Genomic DNA, 23,774 nt, shown 5'->3' on the forward strand with positions numbered 1-23,774 from the left:
TTTTTCTTTTAAAAAACAAAAGGCCAGAAATTTCTTCCTGACCTTTAAATGTAGCGAGGCCGAGAATTGAACTCGGGTCCGCCAGCCGGCGGATATGAATCCTCCAAAATTTTTTCTTTTAAAAAAACAAAAGGCCAGAAATTTCTTCCTGACCTTTAAATGTAGCGAGGCCGAGAATTGAACTCGGGTCCGCCAGCCGGCGGATATGAATCCTCCAAAATTTTTTCTTTTAAAAAAACAAAAGGCCAGAAATTTCTTCCTGACCTTTAAATGTAGCGAGGCCGAGAATTGAACTCGGGTCCGCCAGCCGGCGGATATGAATCCTCCAAAATTTTTTCTTTTAAAAAAACAAAAGGCCAGAAATTTCTTCCTGACCTTTAAATGTAGCGAGGCCGAGAATTGAACTCGGGTCCGCCAGCCGGCGGATATGAATCCTCCAAAATTTTTTCTTTTAAAAAAACAAAAGGCCAGAAATTTCTTCCTGACCTTTAAATGTAGCGAGGCCGAGAATTGAACTCGGGTCCGCCAGCCGGCGGATATGAATCCTCCAAAATTTTTTCTTTTAAAAAAACAAAAGGCCAGAAATTTCTTCCTGACCTTTAAATGTAGCGAGGCCGAGAATTGAACTCGGGACCTCCGGGTTATGAATCCGACGCTCTAACCAACTGAGCTACCTCGCCGTTTTGAGGGTGCAAAAATAAAAAAATTAAAGATTACACAAGGATTTTTTTTCATGCACCCTATTTTATTTTGTTTTCGGTCGTTTTTTCAAAAAAAATGGGTAAGCTACTTATATCGCACCGCTACAACCGCCTACCCTTGCTCCCTTCCGGGCCTGGGGGAATTCAGCAGGAGCTGGTCGTATAAGACTTACCCGCTGCAAAAATACAAATGTTTTTTGTCTTGCAAGAAAAAACTTTTTATTTTTACATCAGAAACAAAAAAATCATACAAATGGAACAAAAATCAACTTTTGTGCCGGCCATCCAGTTTGGCATTATTACAGGTGTGGCTATGGCTGTTTATACCCTTGTTCTGTTCCTTGCCGGAATAGATGTTCATTCTTATTGGAATCTGATCAGTTATTTTCTGTACGTAGGCGGATTGTACTGGGGGATTTCTCAAATCAGAGAAAAACAGCTGGATGGAGTCATGTCTTATGGCAAAGCTTTTGTTACCGGTTTTTACATTGCTATTTTTGTGGCAATTGTTCTTGGTGTTTTTGGCTATTTCTACCTGAAAGATATCAATCCGGGAGCACTTACTGATGCACTTACCAAAGCCGAAGATAAGATCTTGGCTTCTAATCCGGATATCAGTGATGAAGAGCTGCAAAAAGCCATGCATTTGGTAAAAATGTTTGCCAGCCCGGGAATCAGCGCATTTTCTCAATTTATTTCAAACCTGTTTACAGGGACTATTTTTTCGCTGATAATTGCTATTTTTGCCAAACGTGAGGACAGAACCATCGCGTAGCAAAAAATGAATCCATGGATATTTCGGTTGTTATCCCGCTATACAACGAAGAAGAATCATTAAAAGAATTGAATGATTGGATTTTACGTGTGATGAAATCCAATCATTTTTCTTTTGAAATTATTTATGTGGACGATGGTTCCAGCGACCGTTCCTGGGAAATCATCGAAGAACTTTCTGCTGAAAACGAAAATATCAAAGGCATTCGTTTCTTGCGGAATTATGGTAAATCAGCGGCGCTGAACGAAGGGTTTAAAATGACTTCGGGTGATGTGGTGATTACGATGGATGCCGATATGCAGGACAGTCCCGATGAAATTCCCGAACTCTACCGGATGATTAAGGAAGAGGGTTACGACATGGTGTCGGGCTGGAAGAAAAAACGGTATGATCCGGTAACCAAAACCATCCCATCCAAGTTTTTCAATTTTACCACACGGGTACTTTCGGGCATTAAGCTGCACGATTTTAACTGTGGGCTGAAATCGTACCGTTCGGATGTGGTAAAAGCCATCGAAGTGTATGGCGAAATGCATCGTTATATCCCGGTGATTGCCAAATGGGCCGGTTTCCGGAAAATCGGCGAAAAGGTGGTGCAACACCGTAAACGGAAATACGGGGTGACCAAATTCGGGATGGACCGGTTTATCAAAGGGTATCTCGATTTGCTTTCCATCACGTTTACTTCGCGGTTTATCCAGAGTCCTATGCACTTTTTCGGGGCACTGGGTTCGTTGTTGTTTTTTATCGGTTTTATCATTGCCGGGTATCTTGCTTACGCGAAGGTTTTCCTGGAAGCTTATAAAATGACGGATCGTCCGCTCTTTTATTTCGGATTGCTGGCCATGGTGCTGGGAACACAGCTTTTCTTAGCCGGTTTTCTTGGTGAGATGATCTCGCGGAGTTCCAACGAAATGAAAAAATATCACATTAAAAAATACATCAACTTTAAAAAATAATTCATGAAGATACATCTTGTGTCAGGCGGTTGCGGCTTTGTCGGACGAAATATGGTGAAACGCCTGCTGAAAACAACGAATGATAAAGTATTTGTGGTGGACGACCTTTCCATCGGACGCCATCCCAAAGAGTGGCTGGATAATTATACTTCCAAACCACTGAAAGATTTGGAAGTGATTGGTGAAGACGAAAGGCTCTATTTCTGGAAAGGTGATTTCCGGAATTTTTTGTTTTATCAACGGGAGAATCCACGCTATGTGCAGGAAAAATACGGACTGGATTTCGATCATTTTAACGATGTTTTCCACTTTGCGGCCATTGTGGGCGGAAGGATGAAAATTGATGGCGATCCCATGATGGTGGGACTTGATTTGAGCATCGATGCCGAATTTTTCTACTGGATTACCCGCCATAAACCCGACCGGGTACTTTATCCCAGTTCCAGTGCCGCTTATCCTACCAGCTTGCAAAATGTGGAAGGGGCCCTGGCGCTCAAAGAGAGCGATATCGATTTTAACGGCAACCTGGGTACACCCGATATGACCTATGGCTGGACTAAACTCACCGGCGAATTTCTGGCGCAGATCGCTGCCAAACATTACGGTATTTCCATCGTTTGTATCCGCCCGTTTTCGGGTTACGGCGAAGACCAGGAAACCAGCTATCCTGTCCCGGCTATTGCCTTGCGGGCAGCCAAAAAAGAAAATCCTTTTGAAGTATGGGGTAGCGGAAAACAGGGCCGTGATTTTGTCCATATTGATGATATCTTGGATTTTATCGAAATTTTAATGGATCAGGTACACGATGGCTCGGCTTACAACATCGGCTCGGGCAAACTCACCACTTTTCTGGAATTAATTGATGTGTTTACTTCGTTTGCCGGATACAAACCCACCATCAAACCGTTGCTCGACAAACCGGTAGGCGTGCAGTCGCGTTACGGCGACCCAACCCTGGTGAAGGAGAAATTTGGCTGGACACCCAAAATCTCACTCGAAGAAGGCATGCGCCGGGTGTACGAAGCGGCTTTGAAAAAATTGTAAGTTTTTTATAATCACCATTGTTTTCTTCCGGTAACTAATTTGGGTACTACTATGAATACTATAACGAACAATGATAAATATCGTCAATGGGTTGAAGAGATAAAAAAGCTTATCCGGAAAACGCAAATAAAGGCATCTTTGTCTGTAAACAAAGAGCTGTTGCAACTTTACTGGGAACTGGGGAAGTCAATTTCTGACAAATCAAAAACGGAGAAATGGGGTGCTGCTGTTGTAGAACAGTTATCAAATGATTTAAGAAAGATGTTTCCCGGACAACAGGGATTTTCCAGAAGCAACCTCTTTTCTATGAAAAAATGGTATGAATTTTATAGTTCATCCGATATCCCCGTAAAAAAAGTCCAACAACTTGTTGGACAAATTCCATGGGGGCAGAATGTGTTGATTATTACTAAATCACGACAAGTGGATGAAGCATTGTTTTATGTGCAAAAAACACTGGAAAATAATTGGTCAAGAACAGTATTGCAACATCAAATCGAACTGGGGCTGTACGATAGAAAAGGAAATGCTGTAACAAATTTTAAACGGACTTTACCCCGTCCACATTCTGAGTTGGCTATCGAAACGTTGAAAGATCCGTATAAATTTGATTTTTTAACAATGCGGGAGAAAGCATTGGAAAAAGAAATAGAAGAACAACTCATTACACACATTACATCTTTTCTTCTTGAGTTAGGTACAGGATTTTCGTTTGTCGGGCGGCAAGTCCCATTACATGTGGACGGAAAAGAATTTTATATTGATTTGCTCTTTTATCATATAAAATTAAAATGTTATGTGGTAATTGAGCTAAAAGCTGGAGAATTTAAAGCGGAATATGCCGGGAAAATGAACTTTTATCTTTCAGCGGTGGATGATATTTTTAAAACAAAAAGTGAAAATCCTACTATTGGTTTACTTCTTTGTAAATCTAAGTCACGGATAATTGCCGAATATGCTTTGCGGGGAACTTCCCAGCCTATTGGTGTGGCTGAATACGAATTAACCAAATCAGTTTCGGAGAAAATAAAAAAAGAATTGCCTGCTATAGAAGATATTGAAAAAGAATTATCTATAAAAAAGAATCAATTATACTGAACAGAATCGTTCTGCTGTATAAATTTAATTTGCGATAAAGAATATAAACTTGATGAAAAAAACCATTGTTTGTTTTGGGCCCGGCCCCATGTTTAAAGGCGGTATTGCTAACTACAACACTTCGCTGGCCAAAGCGTTCGATAAACTGGATGATACCAACGTCCACATTGTTTCGTGGACCCAGCAATATCCGGCTATTATTCCCCGCGATTTTATCGACCGGAAGAGTAAAGTGGACCAATTGGCCGGCACGGGCATCAAAGTGCATTACATTACCAACTACAACAATCCGCTTTCCTGGAAAGCTACTGTCCGGCTTATCGAAAAGCTGAAACCGCAAAAGGTAATTTTTCAGTGGGCCATTGCTATTCAAGGGTTGCCTTTGGGATATATTGCCCGGAAACTTCGGAAAAACAAGGATATCGAAGTGATTTTCGACCTGCATTTTGTCATTCAAAAAGAAGGCAGTGCACTGGATATGCTTTTTACAAAAAAAGGAATCCGTCATGCCGATGCTTATGTGGTCCATGCTTACAAAACGGCGGATGAGTTGAAACAGCTTTTTCCGAAAAAACAGTTTGAAGTGCTGGAACGCGGTCAGAAATTTACCGGAAAAGGAATTCGGGTGATGAAACTGTATCATCCGGTGTACGATATGTTTCAGCCTGATCCGGACTTTGATGTGCAAAAAGCCAAAAAACAGATGGGTCTGAAAAAACACGTTTTTCTCTTTTTTGGCTTTATCCGTAAATACAAAGGGCTGCACAATGTCATCAAAGCTTTTGCCCGCCTGGCCGAAGAACGTGATGATGTGTCGCTGCTTATTGTGGGCGAATCATTCTGGAATACCCTGGACAGTAATAAATTATCTACCCGGATCAAAAATGCCACTTTCGGTCTGGCCAAAAAGATTTTTCTGAAAAAACAGGATGACGAAAAGAATTATAACCCACTGGCCCTGATTGATGAACTGAACCTGAAAGACAAAACGTATGTGATGAACGATTTTGTTCCCAACGAAATGGTGCATAAATATTTTCAGGTGAGCGATAACATCATGCTTTTTTATCTGACGGCTACCCCTTCGGGCATTGAGTCCATTGCATACAATTTCCACATGCCCATGCTGGCTACCAAAGTGGGGCATTTTATGGAAACGGTCAAAGACGGATACAATGGCTATCTTGCCGAACCGGAAAATATTGATTCTATGACCGAAGTGATGCGTAAGGCCATTGAACATCCCATTCCACGTGAAAATGTGGCTGAGACATCCAAAAATATGAGCTGGGAAAATTACGCCAAAGAGATTTTGCGTTAAGCTTTTTCTGCTTTTGCTTTTAATTCCTGCATGGCTTTTACAATATCCGGTTGGCCGAAAACAGCGCTGCCCGAGACCAGTACTTTGGCGCCGGACTGCACAATACTTTCCACCGTTTGCAGGTCCACGCCGCCATCTACTTCAAGCAAAATATCACGACCCGAAGCATTGATCATTTTTCGTGCTTCCGCGATTTTTCTGAGTCCCTGCGGAATAAATTTTTGTCCGCCAAATCCCGGGTTAACTGTCATAATCAACAACAAATCCAAATCGTCCAGCACATTCTCGATGGTGGAGAGTGAAGTGGCCGGGTTTAATGAAACTCCGGCCTTTATTCCTTGATTATGAATGTTCTGTATTGTTCTGTGCAGGTGGGTACAGGCTTCCTGATGCACGGTCAGGATATCGGCGCCAGCACGGGCGTAAACCTCAATGTACGCATCAGGATTGCTGATCATTAAGTGCACATCCAGCGGCACGGAAGTAATACGCTTCAGCGCCTTTACCATATTCGGTCCGAAGGTAAGGTTCGGCACAAAATGGCCGTCCATCACATCCACATGAATGAAGTCGGCTCCGTTTTCCGACAGGGCTTTTACCTGTTCTTCAAGCCGGAGCAGGTCGGCCGAAAGAATGGAAGGCGCAATTTGGATTTTTTGTGATTCCATGTTCTTTGTTTTACTGCGGATAACGTTCTTCCACCAGTTTGGCAATGTTTTCGGGGGTGAAACCGAATTCTTTTTCCAGTACTCCGGCCGGGGCCGATGCGCCGAAATGATCCAGACCGAAACACCACCCGTTGGCCACATATTTTGCCCATCCAAAAGTGCTGGCCGCTTCGATACTTACGCGGTATTTCACATCCGGCGGAAGAATGGCATCCTTGTACTCCTGCGGTTGTTCGTCGAAAAGCTCCATGGAAGGCATACTCACTACACGGACCTTTTTTCCCTGAATAAGCTGAGCAACCGAACGAGCCAGATGCACTTCCGATCCGCTGGCGATCAGGATAATGTCTGGTTTTTCATTTTCGTCGCCATCCACAATGTAAGCACCTTTTTTTGCTTTTTCTTCTACGTTTTCTACTTCAAGAGTAGGAACTCCCTGGCGGGTAAAAGCAAAAGTAGATGGTTTGTTATTCACACCCAGCGCAAACTGTAACAAGGCTGCGGTTTCGCGGGCTTCTGCCGGACGGAAAACATACATTTCCGGCAGGGCACGCAGGCCGGCAAGCTGTTCTATGGGCTCATGGGTAGGGCCATCTTCGCCTACGTAAAACGAATCGTGGGTAAATGTATATAAAACAGGTAATTCCATTAATGCTGAAAGCCGCATGGCCGGTTTGGCATAATCGGAAAAGACCAGAAAAGTCGCGCCAAACGGACGGAAACCACCGTGCAGTGCAATGCCGTTCAGGATAGTTGCCATGGGAAATTCGCGTACGGCAAACGACAAGTTGCGTCCGCTGCGGTTGTTACGGGTAAACTCGCCGGAAACATCAGCATACGCTTTGGTATTGTTGGAAGGTTCCAGGTCGGCTGAGCCACCCAATAATGTATCGGTTTGCTGTGCAAAGTGGGCCAGTGTTTTGCCAAATGAAGCCCGCGTAGCCAACTTTTCACCGGGTTTAAATTCAGGAAGTTGTAAATCGGGTGTCAGGTTGTTGCTGGTGATGGCCTCGAATTTTTTGGCAAAGGCGGCGTCATTTGCTGATTTTTCTTTTACCCTCGATTTCCATGCGTTCACTTCTTTTTTTAAGGTTTTGTAATGTGAGCGGAAATGGGTGTAAACTTCTTCAGGGACATAAAAGTCTTTGTCTGCCGGCAATCCGTTTTTGGCTTTTGTGGCTGCAATTTCTTCCGGCGGCAGCGGTGATCCGTGTGTGTGAAAATCGCCTTCTACCGTAGCGGCTCCTTTAGCCATTACGGTATGTCCGATAATGATGGTCGGCTTGTTCTTTTCTTCCCGGGCCTGATCAATAGCCAGACTGATCTGTACATGGTCGTGTCCGTCAATTTCCAATACCTGCCAGCCAAAGCCGTCAAAAACTTTTTTGATATCGGTACTATCGGCACGGGAAGTACTGCCCGAAATTTGTGCGTTGTTTTTATCGTAAAAGAGAATCAGTTTTCCCAGTCCGAAATGTCCGGCATTGGCAGCAGCACCTAAAGCAATAGGTTCCTGCAGGTCGCCGTCACCGGCCAGTACATAAGTGTAGTGGTCAATAATATCATTTCCCATTTGGGCTGCAAGAACAGTTTCTGCTATGGCCATTCCTACTGACATGCCTACACCCTGGCCCAATGGTCCAGTGGTAGCATCCACGCCCGGAGTAAGTCCGTATTCGGGATGTCCTGGTGTCAGACTGCCCCACTGGCGGAAACGTTTCAATTCATCCAAAGGCAGATAACCCTGCAGGTGCAAAAGGGCATACAGCAACATACTTTCGTGTCCGGCTGACAGAACAAACCGGTCGCGATTCAACCACCGCGGATCGTGTGGATCAGTTTTCAGGTAATATTTAAAAAGGATATAAGCCATGTCTGTTGATGACATGGCTCCGCCCGGGTGGCCCGAATTGGCTTTACGTGTTCCGTCCATTACCAGGCTGCGAATAACGGCTACTGTTTTTTTATCCAGTTCTGTATTTAAATTCATATTGCTTATTATCAGATGGTTATTAAATGAATAAATAATTTTTTGATTGCTGACAAAAATACGATTTTCCTGCAATTTCGTAATTTTGAGCCGGATAAAGCGTAAAATAATGGAACAGAAAAAGATACTGGTTACCGGGGCTACGGATGGTATCGGAAAACAAACGGCCCTGGAGTTGGCTCAAAAAGGAATTCATGTTTTGGTGCATGGGCGTAATAAAGAAAAAAGTGAAACTGTTGCGGCTTTGATACGACAAGAAACTCAAAATCCGAACGTGGATGCTGTACAAGCCGATCTGACAGATTTCAAAGAAATTAAAACGTTGGCTGATACCGTAAAAAGCCGCTATAACCGGTTGGATGTGTTGTTGAATAATGCCGGTGTTTTTGAAAATGAAAGGGTAATTTTGCCTAACGGATTGGAACGTACCTTTATGGTGAATCATATGGCACCGTTTACCTTGACGTTGGAATTGTTGGATTTGTTAAAAAATACACCGGGAGCCCGCATCGTTAACGTAAGTTCCATGGCCCAGTCGGGAAGTATTGATTTTGATAACCTGAACGGAGAAAAATATTTTGATCCGTATAACGCTTATGCAGTTTCCAAACTGGAAAATGTATTGTTTACTTACAAACTGGCCCGGGAATTAAAAGAAACCGGAGTTACGGCAAACTGTCTGCATCCGGGAGTCATCAGTACCAAATTGTTACATGCCGGATGGGGGATAGGCGGTGCTGATGTCCATCAGGGAGCACAAAATTTAATTTATGCAGTGGTTTCGCCCGAAATGGAAGGGAAAACCGGATGGTATCTGATGGACCGGAGTCCTGCCAAATCAGCGGCTATTTCTTACGATAAAAAAGTGCAGGAACGGTTGTGGGAAATCAGTGACCGGATTAAAAACCAGTTCTTGTAATATCGGCATTTACTCCCGTTTAAAACGGGATAAATTTTAAAATGCACTTTTAGCGCATTTATTCTCTGTCCTGATTATTTTTTACCTTAGCCCCAAAAATACCATGAGCGTCAAAAAGCGAAAAACCAGAACGAAACGACAGAAAGAAACCGGCAGTTCGCTTTCCGTTGTTTTTATTGCGATTCTCATTATCGTAGTGCTCGCTGTGGCGGTATACTTTTTCTTTTTTTCAGTGGAACAACCCACATCAAAACAAAAGGAAACACGTGTCGTTCGAACGGAAAAAACGGCAGTAAAGCCTGTTAAAACGGTGTCTCATGTGCTGGATGGTACCTGGGTGAGCAGCAGTGACGGCAGGATACTGGAAATTCATGGTTCTCATTTTACTTTGGAACTTCCTTCGGTTTCTGATCATGAGTTGGTTCGCGGAACCCTTCAGTTTTCAGGCAATACGGTATCTGTTTTATACACCAATACCAAAGACAAGTGTAGCCATACTCCTGGTATTTATACATTTAAAAAGGAAAAAGATAAGATTTACTTTCGGGTGAAGCAGGATTTATGTGCCGGAAGAAAACAGATATTTTCTACCCTGTGGGAAAAGTTTTGATGTATCATGGAAGCTGCAGACTCAAAAAAAAGTGATTTATCATCCGGTTCTTTTTCTTTTCGAAAACGGGCGCGGAGTTTTGTTTATGCCTGGCGGGGAATTCGTTTTATGCTGAAAACACAGCATAATTTCTGGATTCATCTGACCGTTACTTTTTTGGTTGTCGTTGCCGGTATTCTGTTGAACTTGTCTCTTTTGGAATGGCTTTTCATTATTCTTGCCATTGGTTTGGTCTTGGCGGCAGAAACATTTAATACTGCTGTTGAGCAACTTACAGATATTGTGCATCCGGAATGGGGAGAGAAAGCAGCAAAAATCAAAGATTTAGCGGCAGGTGCCGTGTTGATTTGTGCGCTTACAGCTGCTTTAATAGGAGTTTTTATCTTTGCGCCAAAAATTTGGGCTTGGTTATGAAAATGCCCGAAGATTGATTAATGATTAAACAGATGAAACTGATCGTTGAAAGTGGCACGACAAAAACCCATTGGGTACTTTTGGATGCCGGACAGATAGTGGAAAACTTTACAACTCCCGGATTTAACCCGTATTATTCTACTACAGAAGAAATTACTAAAAGCATAGCCCAAGGGCTTCCTGCTACGCTGAAAACCAGTGTTGTAGATGATGTGTTTTTTTACGGAACAGGTTGTTCCAGTACTGAAAACTGCAACAAGATAAAATCAATCCTGGAAAAGTTTTTTCAAAAAGCAGTCATAGAAACCCATCACGATTTGTATGCTGCGGCAGTAGCCTTGTTGAAAAATCGTGAAGGAGTGGCCTGTATTTTGGGAACCGGTTCTAATTCGTGCTTGTGGGATGGACAGTATATTGTGGAAAATGTACCTTCTACCGGCTGGATTCTGGGAGATGAAGGAAGCGCTACTTATCTTGGAAAGATTATGCTAAAAGCTTTCCTGAGTGGAGAAATGCCAGAACCGATTACGCGTAAATTTTATGATTATACAGGACTTGATTTTGGAGGCATTTTGCATAAAATTTACGGAGAATCACAACCTAATCGCTGGATTTCGCAACTGTCGCCTTTTGCTTCGGCTCATCTGGATGAAGAAACCGTAAAAAACCTGGTGAAACAAAACTTTCGTGATTTCCTTTCGGAACAGGTCAAAAAATATACCGGTTATCAGGAAAAAGAAATTTCTTTTACCGGTTCGGTAGCCTGGCATTTCAGGAATGAATTGCTGGAAGTTTTGCAGGAAGAAAATCTTCATATCGGTATTATTCTTCAAGAGCCCATGGAAGGACTGATTGCTTATCATTCGGACGGAGAATAAACCAAATAACCGGGGATTTTTTTGTTAAGGATGAAAAGGGGTTTCCAACTCTTTTTTTAGATAATGGGCCGTCAGTCTTTTCGTATTTTGAGTAATTTCTTCCGGTGTTCCTTCCACAATGATTACTCCTCCCCGGTTTCCGCCTTCTGGTCCCAAATCAATAATATGGTCAGCCACTTTTATTACTTCCATGTTGTGTTCAATCACGATCACGGTATTTCCTTTATCCACCAGCTTGTTCAGGACATCCAGCAATACTTTCACATCTTCAAAGTGAAGACCGGTGGTCGGTTCGTCAAGGATGTAAAGTGTTTTGCCGGTATCTTTTTTGGAGAGTTCGGTAGCCAGTTTTACCCGCTGGGCTTCTCCGCCTGAAATGGTTGTAGAAGATTGTCCCAATGTCAGGTAGCCTAAACCGACATCTTTCAGCGTTTGCAATTTGTGGGCAATAGCCGGAATATGGGTGAAAAATTCTGCAGCCTGACGAATGGTCATGTTCAGCACATCATTGATGGATTTTCCTTTATACCGAACTTCCAGTGTCTCACGATTATAACGTTTACCCTGACAATCTTCGCACAAAACATACACATCCGGCAGAAAGTTCATTTCGATAACGCGAACACCAGCTCCTTTGCAGGTTTCACACCGGCCTCCTTTAACGTTAAATGAAAACCGTCCGGGTTTGTATCCGCGGATTTTGGCTTCGGGGAGTTGTCCGTAAAGTTTCCGGATTTCGTCAAATACTTTGGTGTAAGTGGCCGGATTGGAGCGGGGAGTACGTCCTATGGGTGACTGGTCAATTTGAATGACTTTGTCAATATTTTCCAGCCCTTCGATGGTGTCGTAGGGTAGCGGCTCTTTTAATGCATGAAAAAAATGGGCATTAAGAATGGGATATAATGTTTCGTTGACCAAAGTTGATTTTCCACTTCCGGAAACTCCGGTAACACAAATGAACTTACCCAAAGGAAAGCGTGCCGTTACGTTTTTCAGATTATTCCCCCGGGCTCCCTGCAGAACGATTGTTTTTCCATTGCCGGGCCGCCGGTTTGTTGAGAAGGGAATCTGCTTTTCTCCTTTCAGGTAAAGGCTGGTCAGGGTATTTTTTTTCAGGATTTCGGTAGGTGTTCCCTGGGCTACAATTTCACCTCCCAGTCTGCCGGCTCCCGGGCCAATCTCAAGAATGTGGTCTGCCGATAAAATAGTGTCTTTATCGTGTTCCACCACAATAACACTGTTGCCGATGTCCCGCAGGTCTTTTAGCGAAGCAATCAGCCTGTGGTTGTCGCGTTGATGCAGTCCGATACTGGGTTCGTCCAGAATGTATAACACGCCGGTAAGTCGCGAACCAATCTGTGTAGCCAGCCGGATCCGTTGTGATTCGCCTCCGGATAAAGAAGCTGCCGGCCGGTTTAAATTCACATAACCAATCCCTACTTCCAGTAAGAAATTGAGCCGGACCCGTATTTCTCTTAAAATTTCGCGGGCGATACGGCGTTGCCGTTCGTTCAGCCGGTCTTCCAGTCCGTTTAACCAGTTTTTTAGTTCGGTTAAATCCATACGGGCCAACTCGGAAATATTTTTTCCGTCAATTTTAAAATAAAGGGCTTCTTTTTTTAACCGGGCTCCCTGACATTCCGGACAAATTTGTGTGTTCATATACCGGGCAGCCCATTTTTGCGAAGAGCGTGAAGCACTTTCGGTATGTGAATTTTCAAGATAGCTTAACAATCCTTCATAGGTGAGTGAATAAGAAGAAGTAATACCGAGATATTCTTTTTTTATTTCCACCGTTTCGTGAGAGCCGTGTAAAATAATATCCATGGCTTTGTCGGAAATGTCCTGAATAGGGGTGTCCAAGGTAAAGCCATACTTGATGCCGATGGTTTCCAGCTGATTAAATATCCAGGTGCTTTTGTATTCGCCCAAAGGAGCAATTCCGCCTTTGCGAATGGAAAGTTTTTTATCCGGAAAAACTTTCTCCAGATCCACTTCTTTGATGGTTCCCAGTCCGTTGCACCGCGGGCAGGCACCGTGTGGTGAATTGAACGAAAAAAGGTTGGGCTCAGGGTCGTCATAAGCAATTCCGGTGGTCGGACACATCATCTTCCGGCTGAAAAAACGTCCCTGTTCAGACGATTCATCCCAAACCATCAAAACGCCGTTTCCGTGTTTTAATGCCGTTTCCACGGTTTTTGACAACCGGTTTTTCATCTTTTTCTCAACCGGCAAGCGGTCAATGACTACCTCAATGTCGTGGGTTTTATACCGGTCCAGTTGCATTCCCGGACTGATTTCCCTGATCTCCCCATCTACCCGGATACGTAAAAATCCTTGTTGCCGGATACGTTCAAAGAGTTCACGGTAGTGTCCTTTCCGGCTGCGAATCAACGGGGCCAGAACAGAAATATTTTTTCCGGTATAATCTTTTATGATCAGATCAACAATCTGATTTTCGTTGTATTGTACCATTTTTTCGCCCGTGTTGTACGAAAAAGCTTCGGAAGCACGGGCATAAAGTAGCCGTAAGAAATCATAAATTTCTGTAATGGTTCCCACCGTGGAACGCGGATTCCGGTTAACCGATTTTTGTTCAATGGAAATCACCGGACTTAATCCGTTGATCTGGTCCACATCAGGGCGCTCCAGATGACCAATAAATTGGCGGGCATAAGCCGAAAAAGTTTCCATATAACGCCGTTGTCCTTCCGCGTAAATGGTGTCGAAAGCCAAAGATGATTTGCCGCTTCCGCTTAGACCGGTGATGACTACCAACTGGTCTCGCGGAATATCTACATCAATATTTTTCAGATTATGAACCCTGGCTCCCCTGATTTTCAGGAAATTCTTGCCCGCATTTTCTTTTTCTGTATCCATGAAATTTTGTCCCGGATATTTTTTAATCGGCAAAATTACATTTATTCCTTCAATTTTGCGTCGGTCAGGTTGTATGGCGCATCCGGAATCTTGATAAAATAGGTTTTGTGATGTGGGTTTTTTAGTGAAGTACGCCGTAACCAGGGATTAAAATATTTTAATAGTTTGTAAGAAATATGGTGCTGATGTGCAAATGTTGCCCAGCTCTTTACAGCACCTTTTACTTCCACCGTATGCGTGGGAATGATTGGATATTCCTGGGAAGGACGAATATAAAATCCATATTTTTTCGGGTTCTCAAAAATCATTTTCAATGCCAGCATCCGGTAGATGTAACGTGAGGTTTCGTCAGCTACCAGGAGATCGTAAAACGAAGTGGCTTGTTGTTGTTTTAAAAATTTCTCAATTCTTTTTTGCCCGGCATTGTAGCTGGCGATAACCAGAGCCCAGTTTCCAAATTTCTTGTACGATTTTTTTAAGTAACGGCAGGCAGCGCGGGTTGATTTCTCCACATTGTATCGTTCGTCCACTTCCCGGTCAACTTCCAATCCGTTTTCTTTGGCTGTACTTTTTAATAATTGCCAGAAACCTACCGCATGTGCCGGGGAAACTACATTTTGGAGCCCGCTTTCTACCATGGGCATATAGCGAAAGTCAAGCGGAATTCCCTCATCCACCAAAATGGTATCAATAAACGGCAGCCAGCGATGAGCCCGTTTGATGAGTTGCAGGGTGGAAGAGTGCCAGTAGGTATTTACCGAAAGTTCCCGGTCGAGAGCCTCGCGGACATAAAAAATATCTAAGGGTACCGGTTCGCCGGCAAAACTTAATGTGTCCGGAATACTCAGAGGCACAATTTTGTAGTATTGCTTGTTGGTGCCCGGTAAACTGACATCCCGATGCTTTTGCTGATAGACAACACTGCTTAATATAAGTGCAACGACTATCAACAGGAGTATGAAATAAGAAAGATTTCGGTTCATAATTGTGGTAAGGTTTAGTTTGTTTTCAAATCAAAAGGGGCTGTCAAATTCCCGGAAAAAAGGAGCATTTTTATCCTTTTCCGACAAAATGGGATCTTCTTTCAGTTGCCAGTCAATATTCAAATCCGGATCATTCCACCGGATACTTCCTTCCGAAGCTTTGTTGTACACGTTGGTGCATTTGTAAAAGAATACTGTATTGTCTTCCAGTGTAATAAATCCGTGGGCAAAGCCAGGCGGAACCCAGTACATCCATTTGTTTTGATGGGTAAGGATTACGGAAGCCCATTGCCCGTAAGTGGGCGATTTCTTCCGGAGATCGACTGCCACATCCAATACTGCACCGTGCATCACCCGTACAAGTTTTCCCTGGGTAAAAGGCGGTTTTTGAAAATGAAGCCCGCGCAAAACCCCTTTCATGGATTTCGATTCGTTGTCCTGTACAAAATTCTGGTCAATGCCCAGCTTAAGAAAAGTTTCTTTGTTGTAGGATTCAAAAAAATAACCCCGCTCATCTTCAAATACTTTCGGTTTTAAAATGTACAGATCGGGTATTTTTGTTTTTACAATTTCCATGACAAAAAATTTGAAGTAAAGATACGATTTTCCTCAAAAGGGATGGTAAGCGTTGATTAGTGATCAACGACATTGACAGATGCTATAACGGTTTCCGGTTATTCTTTGTTTATCATCCGCCGGCTGGCGGATCAGCCACTCAATTTGAGTTTGAAATAAATTTTTGTGGTGGAAATTGGTTGTAGTAAAAATTTACTTGTCAAAATAAAAAAAGCTGCCTGAGAAAGCAGCTTTTAAAAAGAAAGCGGAGAGAGGGGGATTCGAACCCCCGGTACTCCGCCATCTGGCGGATACGCCGGTTTATCATCCGCCGGTTGGCGGATCAGCCACTCAGTTTGAGTTTGAAATAAATTTTTGTGGTGGAAATTGGTTGCAGTAAAAATTTACTTGTCAAAATAAAAAAAGCTGCCTGAGAAAGCAGCTTTTAAAAAGAAAGCGGAGAGAGGGGGATTCGAACCCCCGGTACTCCGCCATCTGGCGGATACGCCGGTTTATCATCCGCCGGTTGGCGGATCAGCCACTCAGTTTGAGTTTGAAATAAATTTTTGTGGTGGAAATTGGTTGCAGTAAAAATTTACTTGTCAAAATAAAAAAAGCTGCCTGAGAAAGCAGCTTTTAAAAAGAAAGCGGAGAGAGGGGGATTCGAACCCCCGGTACCCTTTGACAGGTACGCCGGTTTAGCAAACCGGTGGTTTCAGCCACTCACCCACCTCTCCGAATATTTTCTGGTTCGTACTGAATTTATTTTACATTCAAAGAAAATACTGTCGGGGTAGTAGGATTCGAACCTACGACCCCCTGCTCCCAAAGCAGGTGCGCTAACCGGACTGCGCTATACCCCGTAAATTTATTCTGACGCAGAGCCCCTGCATCTTTCCCGGATTTTCTGCCGGAATACGCTACCGGACTGCGCTTTCTTTGATGTTATCAAAATAAAAAGAACGTTTTTGATGTTTCCTTACAAAAGGAGTGCAAAAATAGAACTTTGTTCTTTATCTGCAAAAAAATATTTTCAAAATATTTTGAAAAATATGGATTGTTTTGATCTCCCCGATTATATGTTGAAACGGATATGCAAAATGTCGCCATCCTGTACAATATAGCTTTTTCCTTCTACTCTGAATTTTCCGGCTTCTTTTACGGCCTGCTCCGAGCCATACCGGATAAAATCTTCATAGCTCATCACTTCTGCGCGGATAAAACCCCGTTCTAGGTCGCTGTGGATAACTCCGGCCGCTTCCGGAGCCGTCATTCCTTTCCGGATCGTCCATGCGCGGTTTTCCGTTTTGCCAATGGTGAAAAATGATTGCAGGTTCAACACATCATAAGCTGCACGGATTAATTTGTTTACGCCCGGTTCGGTTAATCCGGCATCTTCCAGAAAAGCTTTCCGGTCTTCGTCTTCTTCCAGTTCTGCAATTTCGGCTTCCAGTTCGCCGGCAATGACCAAAATTTTGGCATCATCAGGCAGGGCTGCCTTTACCTTATCTACATAAGCATTGCCTGAAATTGCCGAAGCATCATCCACATTACATACATAAATAACCGGTTTGGCGGTAAGCAAAAGTAAATCGTGGATATATTCTTCATCTCCCTCATTGACGGGGGCAGTACTTGCGTTTCCGAAATTTTCCAGGTGCTCTTTGTAAATCGTTAGCACCTCAATGCCTTTTTTGGCTTCTTTATTTCCGGTTTTAGCCAGTTTTTCAAGCCGTTGTAGTTTTCTTAGAACCAAATCCAGATCACGGACCTGCAATTCAAAATTAACGATTTCCAGGTCGCGGACAGGATCAACCGAACCTTCGATATGCGGAAGATTGTCGTCGTCAAAACAGCGCAGCACATGAATGAGTGCGTCGGTTTGCTGAACATCGGCAAGGAATTTGTTCCCCACGCCTTCACCCTGGCTGGCTCCTTTGGCCAAACCGGGAAGGTCAACAATTTCAACCGTAGCCGGAACCAGTTTGTCAGCAGGTAAAAGTTTGTCGAGTTCGTACAATCGCGGATCAGGAACATTAACCACCCCTTTATTGGATTTGGTTGCGCTGAATGCGTAGTTTGAACTTTCGGCTTTTGTGTTGGACATACAGTTAAAGATGGTGGTTTTGCCTGTGTTAGTCAAACCGATGATACCGCAATTTAAAGCCATTTTTGTTGTGTTTATTTTGTGAAAAATTCCGGAAGATCAACCTGATTTCCGGCGGGCAAAGATAACGAATTCCCGGACTGTGACCGGAAAAGATTTTTATCGAAATTGTTTTTTAAAAGAATGAAATTTGTCCGGATAGCAAAAAGCCGGGATTTCCTTTGAGAAATCCCGGCTTTGATTTTTAAAAGAAAATGACCTTATAAGTCAAGACTGATAGCTACCAGCTCGGCAATATCATAATTTTTCACTTCCTCTTCTTTGTTTTTGTATTTGATCCCGTCGGTAAGCATGGTCATACAGAACGGACAGGCGGTACAAATAATGTCGGCGCCGGTTTCAAGTGCTTGTTCTGTACGGTCGATAAAGATTTCTTTTTCGCCTTTTTCGGCTTCTTTGAACATCTGTCCGCCGCCGGCACCACAACACATGGCAAAGCTGCGGTTCTTCTCCATTTCCACTTTTACTGACGGAATAGCTTTCAGTACTTCACGCGGAGCATCATATTCCTGGTTAGCGCGACCCAAATAACACGGATCGTGATAAGTAATGGTATTACCGGCAAATTTATCGCTATCGATTTTCAACTTGCCTTCGTCCAGGAATTTTTTCAGGAACTGGGTGTGATGCAGTACTTCGTAATTTCCGCCAAGGTCAGGATATTCATTTTTCAACGTATTGAAATCGTGCGGATCACAAGTGACGATTTTCTTCACTTCATAACCGTTCATCACTTCAATATTGGTGAGTGCCTGCATCTGGAAAAGCATTTCATTTCCGGCACGGCGGGCTACATCACCGCTGTCCGATTCTTCCGTACCCAGTACGGCATAATCCACTTTCAGGTAATTCAGAATTTTTATAAAAGCCTGCATTACTTTTTTGTAACGGTCGTCAAAAGCACCGGCCGAACCTACCCAAAGCAGGTATTCCGGTTTTTTGTTGTTGGCAAACAGGTCAGCCATTACCGGAACATCAAGTCCCTCGGCCCACAACAAACGGTCCTCCGGCGAGAATTGCCACGGAGCTCCGTTGTTTTCGATGTTGGTGAACACCGTGTTAAGTCCTGATGGCGCTTTGGATTCTTCCATCACCAGATAACGCCGTGCTTCCAAAATAATAGAAGGTTGGTTGATTTCAATCGGGCACTCCTGGGCACAGGCGTTACACAGGGTACAAGCCCAAAGTTCTTCTTCGGTAAGGTAATCGAAAACCAAATGTTTGCCATCGTCGTAATCTTTTCCTTCTTTCAGCAATCCCGGGCCTTTTTCTTTCATGCGGGCGCGGGTGTCCATCATCACTTTACGGGGCGAAAGCAGTTTCCCGGTGATATTGGCCGGACACACCGAAGTACACCGGCCGCACTCGGTACAAGCCAGCGAGTTAAAATAATTGGTCCATTTTAAATCATCCACATCCAGTGCGCCAAAACGTTCCGGTTCGCCTTCTTCTTCCGTTTCGTCAAATGTAGCTTCCGGATCCAGCATCATTTTCACCTCTTTGGTAATGTTAGGCATGTTTTCGATGTATCCGTAAGGTTCCAGCCGGCTGATAAATACGTTCGGTACCGACATAAACACATGGAAGTGTTTGGAGTAGGGAAGTATGTTGGCAAAGATGAATATCAGGGTAATATGAAACCACCAGCAAAACTGATACCAAAACCAGGCTTTCTCAGGAGTGACATAGGCAAACAACGGTGCCCACAAATGTTGGGCAATCGGATAAATACCGATCACCGGTTCACCGGTTTTGGTAGCCCACAAATAATAAAAAGTATTCATTCCCATGAGCGAAATCATCAGAAAGAAAATAATTGTCAATGCCAGCAGTGCATCATATTCCGAAACCGGTTTCATTTCGATGCCCGAAAAACGTTTTACATGGAAAATGACCCGGCGGGCAATAAAAATAATCATGGCAATGCTGATGATGAGCGCAAAAATATCGGCGCTGGCCATCATAAAATCGTAAAACCATCCCAGTCCGCCAAAGATTTTTTCGGTACCCAACAGTCCGTCAAAGACCATTTCGATACTGCCGAAAAGAATGAGCATAAAGCCCCAGAATACCGAAGCATGAACCAATCCGATCCACGGCCGGCGGAAAATCTTGGTTTGGAAGCCTGCCACTTCAATGGTTTTCCACAACCGTTTTCCCCACTGTCCCAGCGGTTTCTTTTTGGTGAACTTAAAATAGCGGAAATACCGCTGGATACTGTATGCAAAAACGCCCAGCGTAATGAGCAATACAATCGAAAAGACAATTTGTTTGGTCATAATATTTGTGTTTTAATAATTCGCAAAAAACGGAAGTACAATTTTACATACTTTTTAATTAAGAATGAATATAAATATTACGCATGCGTACTAATTTCAATCGTTTTAGGATTTGGGCGGCCGGGCGGGTGCTTTGCTATAGCCCCTTGTCCGGAAATCGTGTTTCGCAGGCAGCAGGCAGGGGCTTCGCCTGTCGCCCTGCCTGTGCCGCTGCACATCGGTTCCGGCCTGCGGGGGCTGCCGCTGCGCCCCCTGCCGCATGATTACTGACAGGCTAAATGGCACGCATTTGCAATACCTGCTTTGCAAACAGCTGCCATCACTTCTGACTTCTAACTTTCCGCTTCTATCTTCTTAACTGTCCCCCCCCCCTTAATTGGCGCGCATTTGCAATGCGTGCCTTGCTTCCAACTTCCCGCTTCCCGCTTCCCGCCTTTTTATTCTTTATTTCAACAGCATCATCTCCGTGCGACAAAAAAAGCAAAAGAAAAACTCAAAAAAAAACGGACAATGTTTTAATTTTTTTTAACTTTATAGCCATCAAAAACCCAAACCCTTGCAATAATGGATTACCCTGTTGTTTTTATTCCAAAAAATACAGCTATCCGGGAACGTGTTGTCGATAATCATATCTTATTAAGGGTTAATTTGTTATGCTAATTAACAGCGCAAACGTAACAGCTAAAAATAACGCAGAAACAAAACTTTTTTAGAAATAATTTTTATACCAACAACAAAATAGGGAGCAACAAATTATAAAAAATGCAGTGAAATTTCTTTTTTTCCTTGTGCTTATCAGTACAAGGAGCAGATGGAGATTTAAACAAGCTTCATTAATCATAAACATAAACAAAAAACGTATACTATGAAAAAACTATTACTGATTATCTTGGTTCTGGGACTGTTTTTTGCCAGTTGCGAAAAAAAGATTCCGCCTGTTATTGAGATACAAGGAATAAAACAGGATACCACAAATGCCATTATCGAAATTTCTGTTACCGGAGGCAACGAAGAAATTACCGAGGTTGGCGTAAATATCGGCTCGCAACATGGTATAGCAACCATGAAAGGGGATAAATGGCTGGCAGTTGTCAGTGATTTAAAACCCAATTCCCTACATCAGGCGAAAGCCTATGTTACAACAAGTGAAGAAGGAACGATATACAGTGACACCGCCCTGAGTTTTAAAACTTACGCTGTTATTGACTATGACGGAAATGGTTATTATGCCGTACAAATTGGTGACCAACTTTGGCTTCAAAGCAATTTAAAAGTTACACATTACCGTGACGGTACTCCTATTCCGGAGGTAACAGACAGCTTAGCTTGGGGGAAACTGACAACCGGAGCTTATTGCTCATTTCAAAATGATACAGCGATAAGTAATGTATATGGATTGCTGTATAATTGGTGGGCAGCCTTTGGGAAGGAGCACAACCTAGCTCCTGAAGGATGGAGAGTAGCCAATGATACAGACTGGTATCAACTGTGGTTATATCTTGGAGGAGATAAATCTGGTGGAAAAATAAAAGAAAAAGGTTATAACCATTGGCTTGAGCCTAATAGTGGTGCAACTAACTCCACGGGTTTTACAGCTCTTGGAGCAGGAATGAGATGGGTCGTTTTAGACAACAACAAATCCGCCCCTATTGTAGAGAAAAATGTCCATCTAAAAAATACTAACAGTACATGGAAACAATGGCTAAATTTTAAAAAAGTCACGATGTTTTGGACAGATAAATGGCTTCCTGATATAAATATGTATCGAATAATTATATTCGCCAATGACGATGACAATTTTCATACAACATATGGGACCCAATCAAATTCAGGTTGCTCTATAAGGCTGATAAAAGAATAATCTTTTACCCCCCCCCCCCCCCCCACACACACACACAGACTCAAGATACTGTGTTAAAATCCAAATTTATTTTCATTTCATTTTCAAAATGTTTTATTAATTTTGACACTAGCCGAAAGAAGGCTTGATCTCCCCATAATTTTGAAAACAAAACCGAAAAATAGTTTTAAATCGGTACTCGTTGCAAAAACGAGTACCGGATTGGTTATGGTAAAGTTGATAGTTAACAATTATGAACGAGTATTGCATTAATACATATGGTGATCTGTCTGTAAGAAGTAAAACAAAAGATCTTTATAAGATGTTACTGCTGGGGGCTGTTTTCTATTTGTTACTTTTTGGTACGTTTTGGCTTACGGTTAATGATAAGGTGTATTTTTTATTCCTTTCTTTGTATTTAACGTTACTGTATATTTTTACTTCCGTATTTATTCCTATTACTTTAAAAGTAAGAATTAACAAAGTTGTCAGAAAGGTAAAATTTAAACAACAGCAGGTTTCATTTTTTACAAATACTGAAAATAATTATATCGTAAATGAAATCGATATAAAAGAAGTAAAAAACAGATTATCAGGTTTTAGCAAAAGAAGAAAAGATGGGATTTTGGTTAAAACAAAAGACAGAAAAGAGTTTTGGATTATTGAAGATTTTTACAATGATTACGAAGAATTAAAAGAAAGGTTGACTCGTTTTGTTTCATAGTTGCTGGTTCGCCAACTGGCTTAAGTCTTCCCGCCCGGCCTGCGCGGTAGCGAGACTTGGGCCATGAAGATTTGTTATATCCTTCTGGTATGCAGATTATTTCGTGTGTTTCAACCCCCTCTCTGTTTCAAGTCTTCCCGCTCGGCCTGTGCGGGGGCGAGACTTGGAACAATCAAAAACCATAAACAAAAAATGTTTATATTTGGAGATATGAACCGGAAAGCAATTTTTGGGGATTTAGCCACAGCACAAGTCAGCCACGCACAGGGCTACGCACAAGACTTGCGCCATGTGGTCTTTATCCACCGAAAACTAACCCCATCACTAACGGATCTTACATCGTATGGTAATGCGTATTTAGGTTATTCAAATTCCATGTTTTATGATATGTACCCGTTAAAAAATAAGTAAAAATGTTTGAAATAAATAGTGTAGGAAAAAAACGTGACGGATATGTGAAAAGGGAAGCCTATAGAGGTTTGATCTTTGGCCCAATATTTTCTGTATTGATGATTTTTTTAACTTATTTAAGTATGTCCAAATGGATTGCATTTTTTTACGTCACAAGTTCGTTTTTGGTAATACTGATGTTCTTTGGATTTGTTTATTCTCCCATACTTATGCTGCAAAGGCATAATAGAACCGTTTGTTCAATAAATGTAAATAAAGAAACCGTAACAATTAAAACTTTTCAGGCTTTGTGGATGAAGTCCAAAGTCTTTGCATGGAAAAAAGAAAATTTAAAAATAAAACTTTCGAAATTTAATTGGTATGGGAAAGAAACGAAAGAAGGTATAATTCTGAAAACAAAAGATAATATGGGGTATTATTTGGTCAAGGATTATTTTATAGATTATGATGAAATAAAAAATAAATTGTTTACTTTATAACTCCCGCCCCCTTTATTTATTCCCTGTAAAAATTCCTTTTGGCTACTGTTTTTTGGCTGTTTTTGTGAAAAGTTATCAC

19 protein-coding genes, 3 tRNA genes and 1 other RNA gene are annotated in these 23,774 nt (G+C 42.5%); 12 read left to right on the forward strand and 11 right to left on the reverse strand.

What is annotated here, in order from left to right; all coding sequences use genetic code 11:
* Nucleotides 1-606: 606 nt before the first annotated feature.
* Nucleotides 607-680 (reverse strand) — tRNA-Met (locus LA303_RS04180).
* 97 nt (nucleotides 681-777) lie between these two features.
* Nucleotides 778-876, reverse strand: an RNA gene (gene ffs / locus LA303_RS04185) — signal recognition particle sRNA small type.
* A 78-nt stretch (nucleotides 877-954) separates the two neighbouring features.
* Between ffs and LA303_RS04190 the strand changes: the two genes are divergently transcribed.
* Genes LA303_RS04190 through LA303_RS04210 form a run of 5 tightly spaced genes read left to right on the forward strand, consistent with a single transcriptional unit; the run spans nucleotide 955 to nucleotide 5,898 of the window.
* Nucleotides 955-1,476, forward strand: coding sequence for a DUF4199 domain-containing protein (locus LA303_RS04190; RefSeq protein ID WP_240526683.1), 522 nt, complete (start codon nucleotides 955-957; stop codon nucleotides 1,474-1,476).
* A gap of 14 nt (nucleotides 1,477-1,490) precedes the next feature.
* Complete coding sequence (locus tag LA303_RS04195; protein WP_240526684.1) at nucleotides 1,491-2,435, forward strand: glycosyltransferase family 2 protein; 945 nt, start codon at nucleotides 1,491-1,493, stop codon at nucleotides 2,433-2,435.
* A gap of 3 nt (nucleotides 2,436-2,438) precedes the next feature.
* On the forward strand, nucleotides 2,439-3,479 hold the full coding sequence (locus tag LA303_RS04200; protein WP_240526685.1) for an NAD-dependent epimerase/dehydratase family protein: 1,041 nt from the start codon (nucleotides 2,439-2,441) through the stop codon (nucleotides 3,477-3,479).
* Between the two features lie 51 nt (nucleotides 3,480-3,530).
* A complete protein-coding gene (locus tag LA303_RS04205; protein WP_240527108.1) occupies nucleotides 3,531-4,577 on the forward strand; it encodes a PDDEXK nuclease domain-containing protein in 1,047 nt (348 codons plus the stop codon).
* 52 nt (nucleotides 4,578-4,629) lie between these two features.
* Nucleotides 4,630-5,898, forward strand: coding sequence for a glycosyltransferase (locus LA303_RS04210; protein WP_240526686.1), 1,269 nt, complete (start codon nucleotides 4,630-4,632; stop codon nucleotides 5,896-5,898).
* Here LA303_RS04210 and rpe read toward each other — a convergent pair.
* Both rpe and tkt read right to left on the reverse strand, forming a co-directional pair.
* Complete coding sequence (gene rpe / locus LA303_RS04215; protein WP_240526687.1) at nucleotides 5,895-6,566, reverse strand: ribulose-phosphate 3-epimerase; 672 nt, start codon at nucleotides 6,564-6,566, stop codon at nucleotides 5,895-5,897. The two genes, LA303_RS04210 and rpe, sit on opposite strands and share 4 nt — an antisense overlap.
* Nucleotides 6,567-6,576: 10 nt before the next feature.
* Nucleotides 6,577-8,556 (reverse strand): transketolase, encoded by a 1,980-nt coding sequence (gene tkt / locus LA303_RS04220; RefSeq protein ID WP_240526688.1) that lies wholly within the window; start codon nucleotides 8,554-8,556, stop codon nucleotides 6,577-6,579.
* A gap of 109 nt (nucleotides 8,557-8,665) precedes the next feature.
* On the opposite strand from tkt, the gene LA303_RS04225 reads away from it, so the two are divergent.
* From LA303_RS04225 to LA303_RS04240, 4 genes are all read left to right on the forward strand, one after another.
* Nucleotides 8,666-9,475, forward strand: coding sequence for an SDR family oxidoreductase (locus tag LA303_RS04225; RefSeq protein WP_240526689.1), 810 nt, complete (start codon nucleotides 8,666-8,668; stop codon nucleotides 9,473-9,475).
* Nucleotides 9,476-9,578: 103 nt separating this feature from the next.
* On the forward strand, nucleotides 9,579-10,085 hold the full coding sequence (locus tag LA303_RS04230) for a hypothetical protein (protein ID WP_240526690.1): 507 nt from the start codon (nucleotides 9,579-9,581) through the stop codon (nucleotides 10,083-10,085).
* Between the two features lie 6 nt (nucleotides 10,086-10,091).
* Nucleotides 10,092-10,499: a diacylglycerol kinase family protein gene (locus LA303_RS04235; RefSeq protein WP_262901564.1), complete on the forward strand. Its 408-nt coding sequence runs from the start codon at nucleotides 10,092-10,094 to the stop codon at nucleotides 10,497-10,499.
* Nucleotides 10,500-10,531: 32 nt separating this feature from the next.
* Nucleotides 10,532-11,377 (forward strand): BadF/BadG/BcrA/BcrD ATPase family protein, encoded by an 846-nt coding sequence (locus LA303_RS04240; protein ID WP_240526692.1) that lies wholly within the window; start codon nucleotides 10,532-10,534, stop codon nucleotides 11,375-11,377.
* 24 nt (nucleotides 11,378-11,401) lie between these two features.
* Here the strand turns inward: LA303_RS04240 and uvrA are convergent, their stop codons facing one another.
* The 7 genes from uvrA to LA303_RS04275 form a co-directional block, all read right to left on the reverse strand.
* Entirely contained in the window at nucleotides 11,402-14,257 is a 2,856-nt protein-coding gene (uvrA, locus tag LA303_RS04245) for an excinuclease ABC subunit UvrA (protein WP_240526693.1), read from the reverse strand.
* Between the two features lie 41 nt (nucleotides 14,258-14,298).
* Nucleotides 14,299-15,240 (reverse strand): lytic transglycosylase domain-containing protein, encoded by a 942-nt coding sequence (locus LA303_RS04250; protein WP_240526694.1) that lies wholly within the window; start codon nucleotides 15,238-15,240, stop codon nucleotides 14,299-14,301.
* 30 nt (nucleotides 15,241-15,270) lie between these two features.
* Nucleotides 15,271-15,816, reverse strand: a complete 546-nt coding sequence (rfbC, locus tag LA303_RS04255; RefSeq protein WP_240526695.1) for a dTDP-4-dehydrorhamnose 3,5-epimerase — start codon at nucleotides 15,814-15,816, stop codon at nucleotides 15,271-15,273.
* Between the two features lie 627 nt (nucleotides 15,817-16,443).
* A tRNA-Ser gene (locus LA303_RS04260) sits at nucleotides 16,444-16,532 on the reverse strand.
* 51 nt (nucleotides 16,533-16,583) lie between these two features.
* Nucleotides 16,584-16,658, reverse strand: a tRNA-Pro gene (locus LA303_RS04265).
* Nucleotides 16,659-16,870: 212 nt separating this feature from the next.
* Nucleotides 16,871-17,965 (reverse strand): redox-regulated ATPase YchF, encoded by a 1,095-nt coding sequence (ychF, locus tag LA303_RS04270; RefSeq protein WP_240526696.1) that lies wholly within the window; start codon nucleotides 17,963-17,965, stop codon nucleotides 16,871-16,873.
* Between the two features lie 197 nt (nucleotides 17,966-18,162).
* On the reverse strand, nucleotides 18,163-20,241 hold the full coding sequence (locus tag LA303_RS04275) for a (Fe-S)-binding protein (protein WP_240526697.1): 2,079 nt from the start codon (nucleotides 20,239-20,241) through the stop codon (nucleotides 18,163-18,165).
* Nucleotides 20,242-21,106: 865 nt separating this feature from the next.
* On the opposite strand from LA303_RS04275, the gene LA303_RS04280 reads away from it, so the two are divergent.
* The 3 genes from LA303_RS04280 to LA303_RS04290 all read left to right on the forward strand — a co-directional run bounded on the left by LA303_RS04280 (nucleotide 21,107) and on the right by LA303_RS04290 (nucleotide 23,695).
* Nucleotides 21,107-22,102 carry a fibrobacter succinogenes major paralogous domain-containing protein gene (locus tag LA303_RS04280; RefSeq protein WP_240526698.1) on the forward strand — a complete coding sequence of 332 codons (996 nt, stop codon included), beginning with the start codon at nucleotides 21,107-21,109 and terminating at the stop codon, nucleotides 22,100-22,102.
* 301 nt (nucleotides 22,103-22,403) lie between these two features.
* Entirely contained in the window at nucleotides 22,404-22,805 is a 402-nt protein-coding gene (locus LA303_RS04285; protein WP_240526699.1) for a hypothetical protein, read from the forward strand.
* 413 nt (nucleotides 22,806-23,218) lie between these two features.
* Complete coding sequence (locus LA303_RS04290) at nucleotides 23,219-23,695, forward strand: hypothetical protein (protein WP_240526700.1); 477 nt, start codon at nucleotides 23,219-23,221, stop codon at nucleotides 23,693-23,695.
* Nucleotides 23,696-23,774 lie beyond the last annotated feature (79 nt).

Source organism: Candidatus Sulfidibacterium hydrothermale, from assembly GCF_020149915.1.
Classification (GTDB): domain Bacteria; phylum Bacteroidota; class Bacteroidia; order Bacteroidales; family F082; genus Sulfidibacterium; species Sulfidibacterium hydrothermale.

Excerpts from the sequence above, each read along its gene's own strand:
- rfbC (WP_240526695.1), bottom strand. The coding sequence starts at position 15,816 with ATGGAAATTGTAAAAACAAAAATACCCGATCTGTACATTTTAAAACCG.
- ychF (WP_240526696.1), bottom strand. The coding sequence starts at position 17,965 with ATGGCTTTAAATTGCGGTATCATCGGTTTGACTAACACAGGCAAAACC.
- LA303_RS04230 (WP_240526690.1), top strand. The coding sequence starts at position 9,579 with ATGAGCGTCAAAAAGCGAAAAACCAGAACGAAACGACAGAAAGAAACC.
- LA303_RS04280 (WP_240526698.1), top strand. The coding sequence starts at position 21,107 with ATGAAAAAACTATTACTGATTATCTTGGTTCTGGGACTGTTTTTTGCC.
- LA303_RS04200 (WP_240526685.1), top strand. The coding sequence starts at position 2,439 with ATGAAGATACATCTTGTGTCAGGCGGTTGCGGCTTTGTCGGACGAAAT.
- LA303_RS04235 (WP_262901564.1), top strand. The coding sequence starts at position 10,092 with ATGGAAGCTGCAGACTCAAAAAAAAGTGATTTATCATCCGGTTCTTTT.
- LA303_RS04225 (WP_240526689.1), top strand. The coding sequence starts at position 8,666 with ATGGAACAGAAAAAGATACTGGTTACCGGGGCTACGGATGGTATCGGA.
- rpe (WP_240526687.1), bottom strand. The coding sequence starts at position 6,566 with ATGGAATCACAAAAAATCCAAATTGCGCCTTCCATTCTTTCGGCCGAC.
- LA303_RS04205 (WP_240527108.1), top strand. The coding sequence starts at position 3,531 with ATGAATACTATAACGAACAATGATAAATATCGTCAATGGGTTGAAGAG.
- LA303_RS04285 (WP_240526699.1), top strand. The coding sequence starts at position 22,404 with ATGTTACTGCTGGGGGCTGTTTTCTATTTGTTACTTTTTGGTACGTTT.
- LA303_RS04275 (WP_240526697.1), bottom strand. The coding sequence starts at position 20,241 with ATGACCAAACAAATTGTCTTTTCGATTGTATTGCTCATTACGCTGGGC.
- LA303_RS04190 (WP_240526683.1), top strand. The coding sequence starts at position 955 with ATGGAACAAAAATCAACTTTTGTGCCGGCCATCCAGTTTGGCATTATT.
- LA303_RS04195 (WP_240526684.1), top strand. The coding sequence starts at position 1,491 with ATGGATATTTCGGTTGTTATCCCGCTATACAACGAAGAAGAATCATTA.
- tkt (WP_240526688.1), bottom strand. The coding sequence starts at position 8,556 with ATGAATTTAAATACAGAACTGGATAAAAAAACAGTAGCCGTTATTCGC.
- LA303_RS04240 (WP_240526692.1), top strand. The coding sequence starts at position 10,532 with ATGAAACTGATCGTTGAAAGTGGCACGACAAAAACCCATTGGGTACTT.
- LA303_RS04210 (WP_240526686.1), top strand. The coding sequence starts at position 4,630 with ATGAAAAAAACCATTGTTTGTTTTGGGCCCGGCCCCATGTTTAAAGGC.
- uvrA (WP_240526693.1), bottom strand. The coding sequence starts at position 14,257 with ATGGATACAGAAAAAGAAAATGCGGGCAAGAATTTCCTGAAAATCAGG.
- LA303_RS04290 (WP_240526700.1), top strand. The coding sequence starts at position 23,219 with ATGTTTGAAATAAATAGTGTAGGAAAAAAACGTGACGGATATGTGAAA.
- LA303_RS04250 (WP_240526694.1), bottom strand. The coding sequence starts at position 15,240 with ATGAACCGAAATCTTTCTTATTTCATACTCCTGTTGATAGTCGTTGCA.